This window comes from Metabacillus sp. SLBN-84, assembly GCF_053629595.1.
The window spans coordinates 105,242-121,073 of sequence record NZ_JBRJIP010000001.1 but is presented as its reverse complement, the minus strand read 5'-3'; the positions used below and the strand labels follow the sequence as shown (position 1 = coordinate 121,073).

Sequence of the window (15,832 nt, the reverse complement as noted above, 5' to 3'; positions counted from 1 at the left end):
CAAGATTACGCCTAAATAAAAGCACGCATCCTTCATACATGCATCCGCAGCCCTGTCCCAAACAAAAAAAAGCCGCCCCGCAAAGGACAGCTTCTAAGCACCTGGTGGCACGCCGGCATCATCGAAGCGCCGTTCCAGGTTGACGAATTTGTTGTATTCTTTTACAAACGCCAGGCTGACGGTGCCGACCGGTCCGTTACGCTGCTTGGCGATGATGATTTCAATGATGTTTTTGTTTTCGGATTCTTTATCGTAGTAATCGTCCCGGTATAGGAAGGCTACGATATCCGCATCCTGCTCGATACTTCCGGATTCACGGATGTCGGACATCATCGGACGCTTGTCCTGACGCTGCTCAACGCCGCGGGAAAGCTGGGAAAGGGCGATGACCGGGACTTTGAGTTCCCTTGCGAGGGACTTCAGTGTCCGGGAGATCTCGGATACTTCCTGCTGACGGTTGTCCTTGTTACGTCCGCTTCCCTGGATGAGCTGCAGGTAATCGATCAGGATCATGCCGAGGCCGCTTTCCTGCTTCAGGCGGCGGCATTTGGCGCGGATGTCGCTGACGCGGATACCGGGCGTATCATCGATGTAGATGCCTGAGTCAGAGAGGCTTCCCATGGCCATTGTAAGCTTGCCCCAGTCTTCAGGGGTCAGGTTTCCTGTACGAAGTGCCTGGGCGTTAATGTTGCCTTCTGCACAGAGCATCCTCATGACGAGCTGGTCCGCACCCATCTCGAGACTGAAGATGGCGACGTTTTCGTCCGTTTTTGTTGCGACGTTCTGGGCGATATTCAGGGCAAAGGCGGTTTTACCAACGGATGGACGGGCCGCCACGATGATGAGGTCATTTCGCTGAAAGCCTGCCGTCATCCGGTCGAGCTCGGTAAATCCTGTCGCAATTCCCGTGATGTCGCCTTTTCGTGTGTGCAGCAATTCAATGTTATCGTACGTTTGAACGAGTACATCTTTTATATTTTGGAAAGCTCCTGCATTTTTGCGCTGTGAGACTTCCATGATGTTTTTTTCGGCTTCGTTGAGGAGAACGGCCACTTCGTCTTCGCGTGAATATCCGTCCTGGGCAATGGTGGTTGCCGTGCGGATCAGGCGTCTGAGAATGGATTTTTCTTCGACGATTCTGCCGTAATATTCAATATTGGCTGCTGTCGGGACGGAACCCGCCAGGTCGCTTAAATAAGATACACCGCCGATTTCCTCTAGTAAATTGGCATCTGCAAGCTCTGAGGTGACTGTTACTAAGTCAACAGGCTCTCCTTTATCCGCAAGCCCGAGCATGACATTGTAAATCTTCTGATGAGATGCTCTGTAAAAGTCTTCTGGAATCAGAATTTCAGAAGCTGTAATCAATGATGCGGGTTCGAGAAAAATGGCTCCGAGCACGGCTTGCTCCGCCTCAATGTTCTGTGGAGGAATCCGGTCATCAAACATTTCATTCATGATGATCACCGTCCTTAACTTGATTTAGGCAGGACTTAAGCCTGCAAAAAAGATGTGATGCGCAGAAAAGAAGCAGCATCCATTCACACATCACATCTTGCTTATTATTGTTCAGTTACATGCACTTTCAGTGTTGCTGTTACGTCAGGGTGAAGCTTGACAGGCACGTTTGTAAACCCTAGAGCGCGGATGGCATCCGGCAGCTCGATTTTGCGCTTGTCGAGTTTATGGCCGTGTGTTTTCAGCAGTTCATCTGCGATTTGCTTGCTTGTGATCGATCCGAAAAGGCGGCCGCCTTCTCCTGATTTTGCTTTGAGCTCAACTGTCAGGCTCTCGAGCGTTTCTTTCAGTTCTTTTGAGCGCTCAAGCTCTGCTGCGGCTTCTTTTTCTTCTTTTTTCTTCTGGCCCTGCAGTTTGCTGATTTCTGAGTTGTTGGCTTCGATTGCAAGCCCCTGTTTGATCAGGAAGTTATGTGCGTAGCCGTCTGCTACATTTTTCACTTCCCCTTTTTTTCCTTTGCCTTTAACATCTTTCAGGAATATAACTTTCATGATTTGGTTCCTCCTTCTAAATACTCCAGGATTGCCTGTTCTAATCTCTCTTCTGCCGCGTTTAGGGACAGGTTCTCAAGCTGAGTGGCAGCATTCGTAAGGTGTCCGCCGCCGTCCAGGGCTTCCATGATCAGCTGGACGTTTATGTCCCCGAGTGAACGGGCGCTGATGCCGATGGTCTGGTCGTTTCTTCGGGCAAGGACAAACGATGCCACAACTCCGCTCATCGACAGCAGGGTGTCCGCTGTCTGGGCGATGATGACCTGATCAAACGTTTCCTCTGAATCAGGATCTGCCTTAGCGATTGCGATGCCTTCTCTCAGCATGTTTGTATTTTGAATCAGTTTTGAACGCTTCACGTAGTGGGTAATGTCTTCTCTCATAAACTTCTGCACGAGGATCGTGTCTGCCCCTTTGGACCTTAAATAAGAAGCCGCGTCAAATGTGCGCGATCCCGTTCTTAGCGTGAAGCTTTTCGTATCCACGATGATGCCGGCAAGCAGCGACGTCGCTTCAATCATGTTCATTTTCAGACGTTTTGTCTGATATTCCAGAAGCTCTGTTACTAGCTCGGCCGTTGAAGAAGCATAAGGCTCCATGTAGACGAGAAGCGGATCTTTAATAAATTCTTCCCCGCGTCTGTGATGGTCGATGACGACGACATTGTCCATTTTATTGAGCAGTTTTTCATCGATGACAAGGGATGGCTTATGCGTGTCTACGACAATCAGCACAGAATCATCGGTCGATATCTCTTGCGCCTCGTCTCTCGTAATAAAACGGGACCAGAGATCCGAGTGCTGTCTGACTTCCTGGATCAAGCGCTGTACACCTGTATCAATTTCGTTTTGATCAAGCACGATAAAGCCTTCTTTATCGTTCACCTGCGCCACTTTCAGGATGCCGATAGCGGATCCGATCGAGTCCATATCAGGGTATTTGTGGCCCATAATGATGACCTTGTCGCTCTCAGAAATAATCTCTGTCAGAGCGTGTGATATAACCCTTGCACGTACGCGCGTTCGTTTTTCCATCGGATTCGTTTTTCCGCCGTAGAATTTCACTTTTCCGTTCGTCTGCTTGATGGCCACCTGGTCGCCTCCGCGTCCTAGTGCAAGATCAAGACTCGACTGGGCAAGGTCGCCAAGCTCTGTCAGAGAAGGGACACCTGACCCGATTCCGATGCTCAGCGTCAGGGAAATGTTTTCAACGGTCGTCTGCTCTCTTACTTCGTCAAGAATCGAAAACTTTCCTTTTTCAAGCTTAATTAAAATATGTTCATTCAGGATCGCCATAAAGCGTTCTGAGGATGTTCGTTTCAAATAAATGCCGTTTTCGGTCGCCCATTTGTTCAGGATGGACGTGACATGAGAGTTGATCGAACTCTTGGTCTGATCATCCAGACCCTGGGTCACTTCATCGTAATTATCCAGGAAAATGAGCCCCAGAACCGTGCGCTCATCTTCATACTGCTTCTCAATTTCAATCTGCTCTGTTACATCAAAGAAATAGAGGAGCCGTTCTTCGCGCTTAATGATCACCTTGAATTTCCGTTCATGAAGGGTGATCGTTTCGGTGTCCACTTCCTGTTTCACAAGCGGAACGAGAGCTTCTGCGACATCATACATGGACCGCCCGACAAGGGTATCCTCATGAAAACAAGAGGTAAGGAATGGATTGGTCCATTCAATATGGAACTGTTCATTAAACAGCATGATGCCAATCGGCATTTCCATCAAAGCTTCCTCTCCAACCCGCTTCAGGCGGTAGGAGAGCGTGGAAATATAAGTCTCCATCTCTGCTTTTATTTTTCTATCGGCAGCCCGGAGAAGAAACAAAATCGCACCTAAAAGAAGGACCCCGGCTAAACCGATCATCCACTGATAGTAAAAGAGGATGATGATGGAAATCGCGGTCAGGGCAATCAATGCTAAAAGGGGGTACCTGATTAATGGTTTTTCAAAAAAGCTGGGCATGTTGTTTCATCTCCTCAAACCTACAGTGAAACATACGCAAGATTGCTTTAGTCAATGTATGAATCTAGTTTATGCGCTTTTCTTTTATTTTTTCACACGGCCCCGCAAATTAAATGCTAAATCAATTATACCTAAGATTCTTACGAGATACATCAGGATCGGCACAATCAATGACACAATGACCGCAACAACCGGTATCGCTTTTGAATAATTTTTCACATAGCTGTAGAACCAGATGAATGAAAATCCCTGGATGACAAGGAGCATCTGCAGCATAAACAGAAGGTTAACAGCGGCGATAAAAAGAAAGCTTCCTTCCTGAAGATCGAAAAACATCAGAAAACTTACACCGAGGTAATACCATACGATGCTTGAAGGCAGTTTCCACTCGCGGAAGTGCTTAAGCTTTGCCATCTGCACATTCAGTCTTTTCATCACCGGAATGGCCGCGGCGTGCGAGAGCAGGGTGAAAATAAAAGCAGAAGAGAGAAGGACACTTGGAATCAAGTAGCCTATGAGCTTCATCTGCTCTTCCAATTGTTGAATTGCGTCTTCATTTGCTTCCTGGCCCACTGCTGCCATCATGGATCTCGCCATTTCAAAGGTTTCATCCATCGCAGCTGTCATTTCCTTCACAGGATCAACCTGAAAAAACGCAACGGATGCAGCATACAGCACGACAAAGCTCAGCAGAAAGGAAAGTGTTCCAGCGATTAAAGCTCCTGCTGTCTGCTTTTTTCTGTAGAAATGACCCATCACAATCCCGCTTATTGAAAAAATCAGGGTCAGCGGCAAAGCAAACAAAGAACCAATTAACAATGGCACAGCACACGATGCAGCCGTCAGAATGCCTGCCGGCTTTAACCCATGCCTGACCGTATACAAAATAAACGGCAGCGGCATAAAGAACATTAATATTGCCCCAAACAGCGGCAGATAAAGCGTCATAAATGTTAAGACAGCAAACAGCGCCAAAAGAATCGCGCCTTCTGTCAGTACGTTAACACGTTTCACAGATTCACCTCTTTTTTACCTTCCAAGCTTATTTTAAATGAAGCGCTGCATGCAAATCAAATCATGTCAGGGTTTCTTTGAATAATAAAAAAAGCAGCAAGGAATCCTCACTGCCTTTTTCATCTTATTATTCGCCAGAAACGTATGGAAGTAAAGCCATTTGACGAGAGCGTTTGATAGCAATCGTTAATTTACGCTGATATTTAGCGCTAGTTCCTGTTACACGACGTGGTAAGATTTTACCGCGCTCAGAAACGAATTTTTTAAGCAAATCTACATCTTTGTAGTCGATGTGAGTGATTCCGTGTGCAGTGAAGTAGCACACTTTACGACGTTTTGCACGTCCACCTTTGCGTCCGCCTGCCATAGTTGTTTCCTCCTTCCGTAACTTTATTTAGTTCGAGCTGTATGTTTTAGAACGGTAAGTCATCATCAGAGATATCAATCGGCTTTCCATCGTTAGCGAATGGATCGTCATCAAAGTTCGAACGCCCTTGATTACGCTGATTCTGATTTTGATTTTGGTTTTGGTTTTGGCTGAATGGATTTTGCTGTCCGCCTTGTCCACCCTGGCCTCCGCCGTAATAATTGTTGTTTCCGCCACCGCCGCTGTTTCCACCACCGCCGCTTTTAGGCTCAAGGAACTGGACGCTTTCTGCAACCACTTCGGTTACGTATACGCGCTTGCCAGTCTGGTCTTCATAGCTGCGTGACTGAAGACGTCCATCAACGCCCGCAAGACTGCCTTTTTTAAGGAAGTTTGCAACGTTTTCGGCTGGACGGCGCCATACAACACAGTTAATGAAGTCCGCTTCTCTTTCGCCCTGCTGGTTTGTGAAGGCACGGTTTACAGCTAATGTAAAAGTAGCAACTGCCGCTCCGGCTGGAGTGTAGCGCAGTTCTGGATCTTTTGTTAGTCTGCCGACTAAAACAACCCGGTTCATCATCAGAATCATCCTTTTCTGAGATATCTAATCTATATGAATTACGCTTCTTTTCTAGTTACCATGTGACGCATGATGTCTTCGCTGATTTTAGCTAAGCGGTCAAATTCTTGAACAGCTTCAGGCTTTGATGCAACTTGAAGAAGCATGTAGTAGCCATCGCGAAGATCGTTGATTTCGTAAGCAAGACGGCGCTTGCCCCACTCTTTCACTTCTTCAACTTCCGCACCATTGTCAGCTAAAATTGTGTTGAAACGCTCAACAAGAGCTTTTTTAGCCTCATCTTCAATGTTTGGGCGGATGATATACATGATTTCGTATTTATTCATCTCTTACACCTCCTTTTGGTCTAAACGGCCCTAAACGGGCAAGGAGCAATTAACATTTCAATTACTCACAAGTTTAAATTATAGCAAACAAATGGACTTTAGGCAACCCGGGATTAGACATTAAAACGGAAATGAATAACGTCCCCGTCCTTCACGATGTATTCTTTTCCTTCAAGGCGCACTTTTCCGGCTTCACGGGCTGCTCCCATTGTTCCTGCATTCAGCAGATCTTCATAGGAAACCGTTTCTGCGCGGATAAATCCGCGTTCAAAGTCAGAGTGGATGACACCGGCACACTGAGGTGCTTTCATGCCTTTTTTGAACGTCCATGCGCGCACTTCCTGAACGCCTGCCGTGAAGTAAGTAGCAAGGCCAAGCAGGTTGTATGATGCTTTGATCAGCTGATCAAGGCCTGATTCTTGAATTCCGAGCTCTTCAAGGAACATTTCTTTTTCTTCGCCGTCAAGCTCTGCAATTTCAGATTCAATCTTGGCGCAGACAACAATAACCTCTGCTTTTTCGTCTGCTGCAAATTCGCGGACAGCCTTTACATATTCATTGTTTGACGCATCTGCCACTTCGTCTTCAGAAACGTTTGCTACATAAAGAACCGGCTTGCTTGTAAGCAGGTGAAGATGCTTTACGATCTTCATCTGTTCGTCTGTAAATTCGACAGAACGGGCTGGTTTGTCATTTTCAAGCGCCTCTTTAAGCATTAACAGAACCTCATGCTCATAAACGGCATCTTTGTCTTTTTGTTTTGCAAGCTTGCCGACGCGGTCTGCACGTTTGTCTACTGATTCAAGGTCTGCAAGGATCAGTTCAAGGTTGATCGTTTCGATATCATCAATCGGATCCACTTTTCCTGCAACGTGAGTGATGTTGTCATCTGCAAAGCAGCGGACAACGTGGCAGATTGCATCTACCTGACGAATATGGGAAAGGAACTTGTTTCCAAGGCCTTCTCCTTTGCTTGCGCCTTTTACGATTCCTGCAATATCGGTAAATTCAAATGCAGTCGGAACCGTCTTTTTAGGCTGAACAAGATCTGTCAGCTTTTGAAGACGCTCATCCGGCACTTCAACGATCCCTACGTTCGGATCGATTGTGCAGAACGGGTAGTTGGCTGATTCTGCTCCAGCCTGTGTGATGGCGTTAAAAAGAGTCGATTTCCCGACGTTCGGAAGACCGACGATTCCAGCTGTTAAAGCCATAATGAATTCCACTCCTCTATATTTAAATGGCCCTTATCAAAAAGGGCTTTGCGTTTTATCTTCTGGACAAAAAAAAGACAAGTCCTCGTTTCTAAACCAATCTTCAACAATTATAGATAGTAAAGAAGGAAATGACAAGCTAAAGAGGGAGAGGCCCGGAATGCTGAAATGGCATTTTCTCCACTAAAAAAAGGAAAACCGGCTTGTAAATCCGTGTTTTCCCTTTAGAAAAACTTATTCTTCATGTTTTACTAATCTTTTTTTCATCTTCCGGGCAAATTCCCGGCGCGGAATCATGACACTGTGGGAGCAGCCTTCGCATTTGATGCGGATGTCCATGCCCATTCGGATAATTTTCCAGCGGTTCTCTCCGCACGGATGGGGTTTTTTCATTTCGACAACGTCATTTAAGCCGAACTCTTTATCCACTATTCCGTCATCCTTTCTTTTGTCCTTGATTCCTCGTTTCTTGAGTACATCACCATGCGCGGATATGGAATTTCAATTCCGTGCTCATCAAGCCTCATTTTAATTTCCTTTCTGAGCACCCTTGAAATATGGAAATGCTTCATCGGGAGAACCTCGCTTACAACCCGGAGTACAACTTCAGACGGTCCGAGATTCTGCACACCGAGCAGTTCAGGCGGCGCGACCATTTCTTCATATTTATCAGTAAGCTCAAGCAGAAGGTCCTCAATGACTTTTTCAGCCTTCGGGATGTCTCCCTCATAGGCAATGCTGACATCGACAAACGCCACGCTGTTGTTGATCGAGAAGTTTGTCACTTCCGTTATGTTCCCGTTTGGAAGAATATTGATTTCACCGGTCCAGCTTTTGATTTTTGTCGTCCGCAGGCCGATTTCTTCAACCGTTCCTTCAAACTGCCCTACACGGATCATATCCCCTACAGAAAACTGATCCTCAAAAATAATGAAGAAACCCGTGATAATATCCCGTACAAGGTTTTGCGCGCCAAAGCCGACGGCAAGACCGACAATTCCCGCTCCTGCAAGAAGCGCCTTTACATCAAAGCTCAGCGTCTCAAGAATCATGAGGAGAGCAATGAAGTAAACAAGATAGGTCAGAACATTGTCCAGCAATTTAACAAGGGTGTTTTCTCTCCGCTCTGAAATCCTGAGCGGCGATTTGGTGCGGAGCATGAAAATCTTTCCGATCACCACATTGCCGATCTTGATCAGGATGGAGGCAAGAATCAGAATCCCGATGATTTTCAGCAGGCCTTGTCCTGCACTGAGCCACATATCTTCATTAAAAAAAGAATCTGTCATTTTATTTATCAGCTTGTTGGCAAAGTCCACTATTTATCAACCTTTCTAATGAAAGATAAAACATTCCTAAAGATAAAATTTATTTTAGCAACTTTTCATAGGAAATGACAGTCCTGACCCAAAACTCCCGCAATCACGTAATCATGTATAGAATTCTGAATTCTTCCGTATACTGATACTACTAAAATGAGGGAGTGAAAGGATGAATTTTAAACCTGGCTTTTTAAAACCGTCGCGTGACCGTATCCATTATGAAGATGAACATGCGGCCGAGCAGCTGTCAGCTGAACTGAAACTCCTTCATTCTGTACGGAAACCGGTTGTTGTGCTCTGCATTGGAACAGACCGTTCAACAGGCGATTCCCTGGGGCCTTTAGTCGGAACAAAGCTGAAGGAAGCAGGCCTGCGCCATTTTCATATATACGGAACACTTGCAAACCCTGTCCATGCAGTTAATTTAGAAGAAACCATAGAGGCGATTGAACGCGTCTTCCATAAGCCGTTTATCTTAGCTGTAGATGCATGCCTCGGCAGGTTAAAAAGCGTCGGGACGTTTCAGGTTGGGGCTGGCCCGATCAAGCCTGGCGCAGGTGTCAACAAGGTTCTTCCTGAAGTCGGAGACATCCACATTAATGGCATTGTCAATGTGAGCGGATTTATGGAGTTTTTTGTCCTTCAGAACACAAGGCTGCATCTTGTGATGTCGATGGCCTCGATTATTGCGGACAGCATTGCATCCATTGACCGCGAAATGAACGCAGCGCCGACAAAGAAAAAAACCTCCTGGCTGAACCAGGTAAAGGATGCCAGCAGGTCTATACAGTAAGATTATACAAGTTTCATCACAGTGATGATCACAGCAACGACAGCCAGACTCGGAAGCAGATTTGCCACGCGGATGGCTTTAATCGAGAGCATGTTCAAGCCGATTGCAAAAATCAGGATTCCGCCGACTGCTGTAATTTCTGAAATAAGATCATCAAGCAAACTCTCAGGGATATATTGATGAATCACATTGGCAAACACGGCGATGCCGCCTTCATACAAAAAGACCGGCACGGCTGAAAACAGTACGCCTATGCCAAGCGTGCTCGAAAGAACCATACTCGTAAAGCCGTCTATCATGGACTTCGTATACAGAATGTCATGGTCCTGTCTAAGACCGCTGTCAAGCGATCCGACAATCGCCATAGCCCCGATAACGAAAATAAGTGTGGCCGACACAAAGCCCTGCGCAAAGTTTCCGGTCTGATCCCTGCTGAATTTCCGTTCAAGCAGGCGTCCGACCCGGTGAAGCATTTGTTCAATATCAATCGCTTCCCCAATGACGGCTCCAAGCACTAGGCTGATGATCACGATGAAAAGCTGCTTGCTCTCAAGCGCCATATCAAGCCCTAAAACCATCACAAACAGACCGATTCCAGCCATGACGGTCTGTTTCATCGTCTCAGGTATTTTCCTCAGCAGAAGGCCTAACAGGGCCCCTGCAATGATACCCGCTGCGTTAACCAAACTTCCTGTTAAAACCAATTTATATCACTCCGTTTAACTGTATGTACTGTCAGCCAAAGCAAAAGAAGCCGCCTTATGGGCAAGATGGCTTCCTAAGATGATTGCTCCGCTTCAAGCAATTCCAGAATTCTCTCGAGATCTTCCTTTGAGAAAAATTCAATTTCAATTTTACCTTTTTTCTTTTGCTGCCTGATGGTGACAGATGTACCGAAATACTCCCGCAAGTAGGATTCTCTCTCTTTAATAAACACATCTTTGCTGACAGCCTTCTTTTTCGTTTCACGTGGAACGTTTTCGTTCAGCTGCTGCACCAGAAGTTCCACCTGGCGGACATTCAGCTGTTCCTTCATGATTTTTTCAGCGAGCGGCTTCACTTTCTCTTTGTTTTTCAGTCCAAGCAGCGTTCTTCCGTGGCCCATTGAGAGCTTGCCATCGGATATATGCTGCTGAATGGCTGCCGGAAGGGAAAGAAGCCTCAAATGATTGGCAATGTGAGGTCTGCTTTTGCCGAGCCGCCTGGCGAGTTCCTCCTGCGTAATGTGCAGGTGGTCAAGCAGGGACTGATATGCAGCAGCCTCTTCAATCGGAGAGAGGTCTTCTCGCTGAAGGTTTTCAAGGAGAGCAAGCTCCATCATCTGCTGCTCGGTCAGCTCCCTCACAACGGCAGGCACAACCTCAAGTTCTGCTTCTTTCGCCGCGCGGTACCGTCTTTCACCGACAACAATTTCATAGCCCTTTATGCTTTTTCTCACAACGATCGGCTGGAGAATGCCATGCTGAAGGATGGATTCCTTCAGTTCTTCAATCGCACCGGGTGCAAATGTTTTTCGGGGCTGATAGGGATTGGGACGCAAATCCTTCAGTTTGATTTCCTGATAAGATTCATCTTTGCCGGCTTCTATATTCGTAAAAAAAGCGTTAAGTCCTTTTCCTAACCCTTTAGCCATTCACTACCACTTCCTTTGCCAATTCTAAATATACATCTGCGCCTCTTGATCGCGGGTCGTAAATGATAATCGGCTTTCCATGACTTGGTGCTTCACTTAAACGCACATTACGGGGAATAATCGTTCTGTAAACTTTATCGCGGAAATACTTTTTCACTTCTTCAATGACCTGTATGCCCAGGTTGGTCCTGGCATCAAGCATTGTCAGGAGAACGCCTTCAATCATTAAATCGGTATTCAAATGTTTTTGGACAAGCCTTACTGTGTTCAAAAGCTGGCTCAGCCCTTCAAGAGCATAATATTCGCATTGCACAGGGATGAGGACGGCATCAGAGGCCGTCAGAGCGTTGATTGTCAGAAGCCCGAGAGAAGGCGGACAATCGATAATCATATAATCATAGTTATGTTTTACTTTTTCAAGCGCACGTTTCAGACGGACTTCCCTGGAAATGGTCGGGACAAGTTCAATTTCGGCACCCGCTAATTGGATCGTGGCCGGAATAACATCCAGATTTTCGACAGCAGTCGGCTTTATGACATCTACTACATCTGCATCATCTACTAAAATATCATAAACACATAGTTCAACATCTGCTTTTTCAATTCCAATACCGCTTGTCGCATTTCCTTGTGGGTCAACATCAACGAGCAAAACCCGTTTTCCAATATAAGCCAGGCAAGCGCCAAGATTTACGGAAGTTGTTGTTTTGCCAACTCCGCCTTTCTGGTTCGCAATGGCAAGAATTTTCCCCACAGTGTCACCTCATTCACTAGACATGAACTCTATCATCTCTTTATTCTATCATGAAATATGGACAATAGTTTGAACTTTTTAGGAATTTAAAAAAATGCGCCGATAGGCCGTAAACCCTGTTTTATCAGGTTCTGTCCGCAAAAGAAAAGCCCGCCTGCAACGGACGCAGGAGAGCTTATTTCGGGATTTTTATCGTAAATTGAATGTATTCTTCAAACTCTTCTTCTTCGGCATTAATTTTGACGCCTGTGTCTGCAACCATTGAGAGCGACTGGCGGATTGTGTTCATGGCGATGCGCGTATCACGGCTGAACGCTTTTCGTTTCGCTTTTGCTTTTGGCGCCGTTTTTTCGAGCATTTTCACAACACGGTCTTCTGTCTGCTTCACATTGAGCTGCTTTTCCATAATTTCTGCAAGCAAAAGGATTTGAGGTTCAGGTTTCTTAAGAGGAATGAGCGCTCTCGCATGCCTTTCTGTGATCTTCTTCTGAAGCAGCGCCTGCTGCACTTCATCCGGAAGTTTCAGTAGCCTGAGCTTATTCGCTACAGTAGACTGTCCTTTTCCAAGTCTCTGTGCAAGGGCTTCCTGCGTCAGGTTATGAAGCTCGAGCAGCTTTGCATAGGCAACAGCCTCTTCAATGGCAGAAAGCTCTTCCCGCTGAAGATTTTCGATCAGCGCAACAGATGCCGTTTCCGTATCGTTGAAATCCTTGATGATGGCAGGAATCGTTTCCCAGCCAAGTTTTTGAACAGCTCTGAATCTTCTTTCCCCGGCAATAATTTCATAGTTGCCGTCTGCCTGGCGCACAACAATCGGCTGAATGATGCCATGTGTGTGTATTGTAAGAGAGAGTTCCTCAATTTTTTCATCAGCAAATACAGTACGCGGCTGAAAACGGTTCGGGACGATGTCCGCAACCGGAATCTTCTTTACCTCATCATATACTGAATCATCAATTTCTTCTGTATCTATTCCTGCTGTTTTTTCTGCTGTATCTTCTTTTTCTCCCAAGCCGAAAAAACGAGAGAATGGATGCTTCATGAGCCTACACCACCTTTAGAAACTGCCATCATATTATTTCTCTTTCAAGTCTCTTTTTTCCTGCATGCAAATCAAACTTTCCTCCTGATTCGCTTCACTGAAGAACCCGCTGTCTTCAGGCGAGCCTCTACTCAAGAGGAAGTTTATTCGGTGTACCCGGTTTTCGCGGATATTTTGCAGGTGTCGGTTTTTGCTTATGGATGACGATGATTGAGCGCTCACTTTCTTCAAGAGGCAGCTCAAAAGCATATTTATTTTCTGTTTTTCCGCCGAGAGTGCTGATGGCTTTTCTCGCTGTTAAAAGTTCATCTTCCGCACTTGCAGCCTTCATGGCCACAAAATGTCCGCCCGGCTTGACAAGCGGGAGGCAAAGCTCGCTTAATACGGAAAGGCGCGCTACCGCTCTCGCTGTCACAACGTCATACGACTCTCTGTGTTCTTTCTTTTTGCCGAACGTTTCGGCTCTGTCGTGATAAAGGGATACACCGGACAGATTCAGAGATTTTGAGAGGTGGTCGAGAAACGTGATGCGTTTATTCAGGCTGTCCACAATCGACACGTTCAGATGCGGAAAGCAGATTTTGATCGGCAGGCTCGGAAAACCGGCGCCTGCCCCTACATCACATATGGAAAGCGGCTTTGTAAAGTCAAAATAAAAAGCAGCGGAAATGGAGTCGTAAAAATGCTTTAAATAGACTTCCTTTTTTTCCGTAATCGAAGTCAGGTTCATTTTTTCATTCCACTCTACAAGCAGATCATAGTATGTCTCAAACTGCTGAAGCTGCGTGTCTGTCAGGGTGATTCCTTTTTCTTCGAGACTTGCCTTAAATAACGAAATGTCCATAGTCAAAACCTTTCTGATGCTATTCGTTCGCCACTCTGGCGATCTTGCCCTGTTCTAGATAAACAAGAAGAATGGAGATATCAGCAGGATTAACCCCTGAGATCCGCGAAGCCTGTGCCATTGAAAGCGGTCTGACCTCTTTCAGCTTCTGGCGCGCTTCTGATGCAATCCCTGAGATTGCGTCATAATCGATATTTTCAGGAATTTTTTTGTTTTCCATTTTCTTGAGCTTTTCCACCTGCTGAAGAGATTTCTCAATATAGCCTTCATACTTGATTTGAATTTCAACCTGTTCAGCTATTTCTCCGGAAATAATTTCATCTGCCGGAACAAGCGCCTGAATATGATTGTAGTTCATTTCCGGTCTTTTGAGGAGATCAGCTGCACGGATGCCGTCTTTGAGCTCGCTTCCGCCAGCCTGTCTGATGACGTCCTGAGTTTGCTGATTCGGCTTGATGATCACGGTGCTTAAGCGTTTCTTCTCTTTTTCAATCTCGTCTTTTTTCAGAAGGAACGACTGATAGCGCTCTTCTTTAATCAAACCGATTTTATGGCCGGTTTCTGTAAGACGCAGGTCCGCATTATCATGTCTTAACAAGAGACGGTACTCTGCTCTTGAGGTCAATAAACGATACGGCTCATTCGTGCCTTTTGTGACAAGGTCATCAATCAGAACTCCGATATAAGCGTCCGAACGGCTCAGAATGACCTCTTCTTTGCCAAGGGCTTTGCTGGCGGCGTTAATTCCGGCCATCAGTCCCTGTCCGGCGGCTTCTTCATAGCCGGATGTGCCGTTGATCTGTCCGGCAGTGAAAAGTCCCGGCACCTTTTTCGTTTCAAGGGTCGGCCACAGCTGCGTCGGAACGATCGAATCGTATTCGATTGCGTAGCCTGCGCGCATCATTTCTACCTTTTCAAGACCAGGGATTGATGAAAGAATGCGTCTTTGCACATCTTCAGGAAGACTTGTTGAAAGTCCCTGCACGTACACTTCCTGAGTGTTTCTGCCTTCAGGCTCAAGGAAAATCTGATGGCGCGGCTTATCGTTGAAGCGCACCACTTTATCCTCAATGGACGGGCAATAGCGCGGACCCGTTCCTTTGATCATGCCTGAGTACATCGGCGAACGGTGCAGATTGTCGTCGATGATCCGGTGCGTTTCTTCACTTGTATAAGTAAGCCAGCAAGGAAGCTGGTCTGTGATGTATTTTGTCGTTTCATAGGAAAAAGCTCGGGGTACGTCGTCTCCCGGCTGAATCTCTGTTTTGCTGTAGTCGATGGAGTGGCTGTTGACCCGCGGAGGCGTGCCTGTTTTAAAACGGACCATATCAAGGCCAATTTCCTGAAGGTGCTCAGACAGCTGAATAGAAGGCTGCTGATTGTTCGGGCCGCTTGAGTATTTAAGCTCCCCGAGAATGATTTCCCCTCTAAGGAATGTGCCTGTTGTCAGCACAACCGTTTTGGCGCGGTATTCTGCACCTGTCTGCGTGATGACCCCGCGGCATTCGCCGTCTTCCATGATCAGTCGCTCGACCATTCCCTGAAGCATCGTCAAATTCCGTTCATTTTCCATTGTTTTTTTCATTTCATGCTGATACGTAAACTTGTCTGCCTGAGCACGAAGCGCTCTGACAGCCGGTCCTTTTCCTGTATTCAGCATTCTCATTTGAATATGTGTTTTATCGATATTTTTTGCCATTTCTCCGCCCAAAGCATCAATCTCGCGGACAACAATTCCTTTAGCCGGCCCGCCAACAGACGGATTGCACGGCATAAACGCGACCATATCGAGATTAATCGTCAAACACAGCGTTTTGGCGCCCATTCTTGCAGAAGCGAGAGCAGCCTCAACTCCCGCATGGCCGGCGCCTACGACAACAACATCATAATCACCTGCGTGATATCCCACGGCAGTTCCTCCTTAAAAAAAGTCATTTATAAAAAAAAGCAAAATGTAA

The 15,832-nt window shown here is 46.3% G+C and carries 17 protein-coding genes; 1 reads left to right on the top strand and 16 read right to left on the bottom strand.

Features of this window, described 5'->3' with window-relative positions; all coding sequences use genetic code 11:
- Positions 1–93 precede the first annotated feature (93 nt).
- From dnaB to RKD52_RS00585, 10 genes are all read right to left on the bottom strand, one after another.
- On the bottom strand, positions 94–1,458 hold the full coding sequence (gene dnaB / locus RKD52_RS00630) for a replicative DNA helicase (RefSeq protein ID WP_029282958.1): 1,365 nt from the start codon (positions 1,456–1,458) through the stop codon (positions 94–96).
- A gap of 104 nt (positions 1,459–1,562) precedes the next feature.
- Entirely contained in the window at positions 1,563–2,009 is a 447-nt protein-coding gene (gene rplI, locus RKD52_RS00625) for a 50S ribosomal protein L9 (protein WP_369734868.1), read from the bottom strand.
- The gene (locus RKD52_RS00620) at positions 2,006–3,985 is read right to left on the bottom strand and encodes a DHH family phosphoesterase (protein WP_454098247.1); all 1,980 of its coding nucleotides are present in this window, start codon (positions 3,983–3,985) and stop codon (positions 2,006–2,008) included. Before RKD52_RS00620 ends, rplI begins: the two co-directional genes overlap by 4 nt.
- A gap of 84 nt (positions 3,986–4,069) precedes the next feature.
- The gene (locus tag RKD52_RS00615; RefSeq protein WP_426864869.1) at positions 4,070–4,999 is read right to left on the bottom strand and encodes a YybS family protein; all 930 of its coding nucleotides are present in this window, start codon (positions 4,997–4,999) and stop codon (positions 4,070–4,072) included.
- Positions 5,000–5,126: 127 nt separating this feature from the next.
- Complete coding sequence (gene rpsR / locus RKD52_RS00610) at positions 5,127–5,366, bottom strand: 30S ribosomal protein S18 (protein WP_029282950.1); 240 nt, start codon at positions 5,364–5,366, stop codon at positions 5,127–5,129.
- 46 nt (positions 5,367–5,412) lie between these two features.
- Complete coding sequence (ssb, locus tag RKD52_RS00605) at positions 5,413–5,946, bottom strand: single-stranded DNA-binding protein (protein ID WP_426864868.1); 534 nt, start codon at positions 5,944–5,946, stop codon at positions 5,413–5,415.
- A gap of 38 nt (positions 5,947–5,984) precedes the next feature.
- Positions 5,985–6,272, bottom strand: coding sequence for a 30S ribosomal protein S6 (gene rpsF, locus RKD52_RS00600; protein ID WP_369734863.1), 288 nt, complete (start codon positions 6,270–6,272; stop codon positions 5,985–5,987).
- A gap of 113 nt (positions 6,273–6,385) precedes the next feature.
- The gene (ychF, locus tag RKD52_RS00595) at positions 6,386–7,486 is read right to left on the bottom strand and encodes a redox-regulated ATPase YchF (RefSeq protein WP_454098246.1); all 1,101 of its coding nucleotides are present in this window, start codon (positions 7,484–7,486) and stop codon (positions 6,386–6,388) included.
- A gap of 234 nt (positions 7,487–7,720) precedes the next feature.
- The gene (locus RKD52_RS00590) at positions 7,721–7,918 is read right to left on the bottom strand and encodes a DUF951 domain-containing protein (protein WP_029282942.1); all 198 of its coding nucleotides are present in this window, start codon (positions 7,916–7,918) and stop codon (positions 7,721–7,723) included.
- Positions 7,915–8,805 (bottom strand): mechanosensitive ion channel family protein, encoded by an 891-nt coding sequence (locus RKD52_RS00585; RefSeq protein WP_454098245.1) that lies wholly within the window; start codon positions 8,803–8,805, stop codon positions 7,915–7,917. The genes RKD52_RS00590 and RKD52_RS00585 overlap by 4 nt, the downstream gene beginning before the upstream one ends.
- A 172-nt stretch (positions 8,806–8,977) precedes the next feature.
- Here RKD52_RS00585 and yyaC point away from each other — a divergent pair, with 172 nt between their 5' ends.
- Positions 8,978–9,601 carry a spore protease YyaC gene (gene yyaC / locus RKD52_RS00580; protein ID WP_454098244.1) on the top strand — a complete coding sequence of 208 codons (624 nt, stop codon included), beginning with the start codon at positions 8,978–8,980 and terminating at the stop codon, positions 9,599–9,601.
- A 2-nt stretch (positions 9,602–9,603) separates the two neighbouring features.
- On the opposite strand, the gene RKD52_RS00575 is transcribed toward yyaC, so the two are convergent.
- From RKD52_RS00575 to mnmG, 6 genes are all read right to left on the bottom strand, one after another.
- Positions 9,604–10,305, bottom strand: a complete 702-nt coding sequence (locus tag RKD52_RS00575; protein WP_454098243.1) for a DUF554 domain-containing protein — start codon at positions 10,303–10,305, stop codon at positions 9,604–9,606.
- Positions 10,306–10,379: 74 nt separating this feature from the next.
- Positions 10,380–11,234 (bottom strand): ParB/RepB/Spo0J family partition protein, encoded by an 855-nt coding sequence (locus RKD52_RS00570; protein WP_369734858.1) that lies wholly within the window; start codon positions 11,232–11,234, stop codon positions 10,380–10,382.
- On the bottom strand, positions 11,227–11,988 hold the full coding sequence (locus RKD52_RS00565; protein ID WP_029282932.1) for a ParA family protein: 762 nt from the start codon (positions 11,986–11,988) through the stop codon (positions 11,227–11,229). Before RKD52_RS00565 ends, RKD52_RS00570 begins: the two co-directional genes overlap by 8 nt.
- A gap of 175 nt (positions 11,989–12,163) precedes the next feature.
- On the bottom strand, positions 12,164–13,030 hold the full coding sequence (gene noc, locus RKD52_RS00560) for a nucleoid occlusion protein (RefSeq protein WP_342826968.1): 867 nt from the start codon (positions 13,028–13,030) through the stop codon (positions 12,164–12,166).
- Between the two features lie 127 nt (positions 13,031–13,157).
- Positions 13,158–13,874, bottom strand: a complete 717-nt coding sequence (gene rsmG / locus RKD52_RS00555) for a 16S rRNA (guanine(527)-N(7))-methyltransferase RsmG (protein WP_369734857.1) — start codon at positions 13,872–13,874, stop codon at positions 13,158–13,160.
- A gap of 19 nt (positions 13,875–13,893) precedes the next feature.
- Complete coding sequence (mnmG, locus tag RKD52_RS00550) at positions 13,894–15,783, bottom strand: tRNA uridine-5-carboxymethylaminomethyl(34) synthesis enzyme MnmG (protein WP_454098242.1); 1,890 nt, start codon at positions 15,781–15,783, stop codon at positions 13,894–13,896.
- Positions 15,784–15,832: the final 49 nt, after the last annotated feature.

Excerpts from the sequence above, each read along its gene's own strand:
- rpsR (WP_029282950.1), bottom strand. The coding sequence starts at position 5,366 with ATGGCAGGCGGACGCAAAGGTGGACGTGCAAAACGTCGTAAAGTGTGC.
- RKD52_RS00570 (WP_369734858.1), bottom strand. The coding sequence starts at position 11,234 with ATGGCTAAAGGGTTAGGAAAAGGACTTAACGCTTTTTTTACGAATATA.
- ssb (WP_426864868.1), bottom strand. The coding sequence starts at position 5,946 with ATGATGAACCGGGTTGTTTTAGTCGGCAGACTAACAAAAGATCCAGAA.
- noc (WP_342826968.1), bottom strand. The coding sequence starts at position 13,030 with ATGAAGCATCCATTCTCTCGTTTTTTCGGCTTGGGAGAAAAAGAAGAT.
- rsmG (WP_369734857.1), bottom strand. The coding sequence starts at position 13,874 with ATGGACATTTCGTTATTTAAGGCAAGTCTCGAAGAAAAAGGAATCACC.
- ychF (WP_454098246.1), bottom strand. The coding sequence starts at position 7,486 with ATGGCTTTAACAGCTGGAATCGTCGGTCTTCCGAACGTCGGGAAATCG.
- dnaB (WP_029282958.1), bottom strand. The coding sequence starts at position 1,458 with ATGAATGAAATGTTTGATGACCGGATTCCTCCACAGAACATTGAGGCG.
- rplI (WP_369734868.1), bottom strand. The coding sequence starts at position 2,009 with ATGAAAGTTATATTCCTGAAAGATGTTAAAGGCAAAGGAAAAAAAGGG.
- rpsF (WP_369734863.1), bottom strand. The coding sequence starts at position 6,272 with ATGAATAAATACGAAATCATGTATATCATCCGCCCAAACATTGAAGAT.
- RKD52_RS00620 (WP_454098247.1), bottom strand. The coding sequence starts at position 3,985 with ATGCCCAGCTTTTTTGAAAAACCATTAATCAGGTACCCCCTTTTAGCA.
- yyaC (WP_454098244.1), top strand. The coding sequence starts at position 8,978 with ATGAATTTTAAACCTGGCTTTTTAAAACCGTCGCGTGACCGTATCCAT.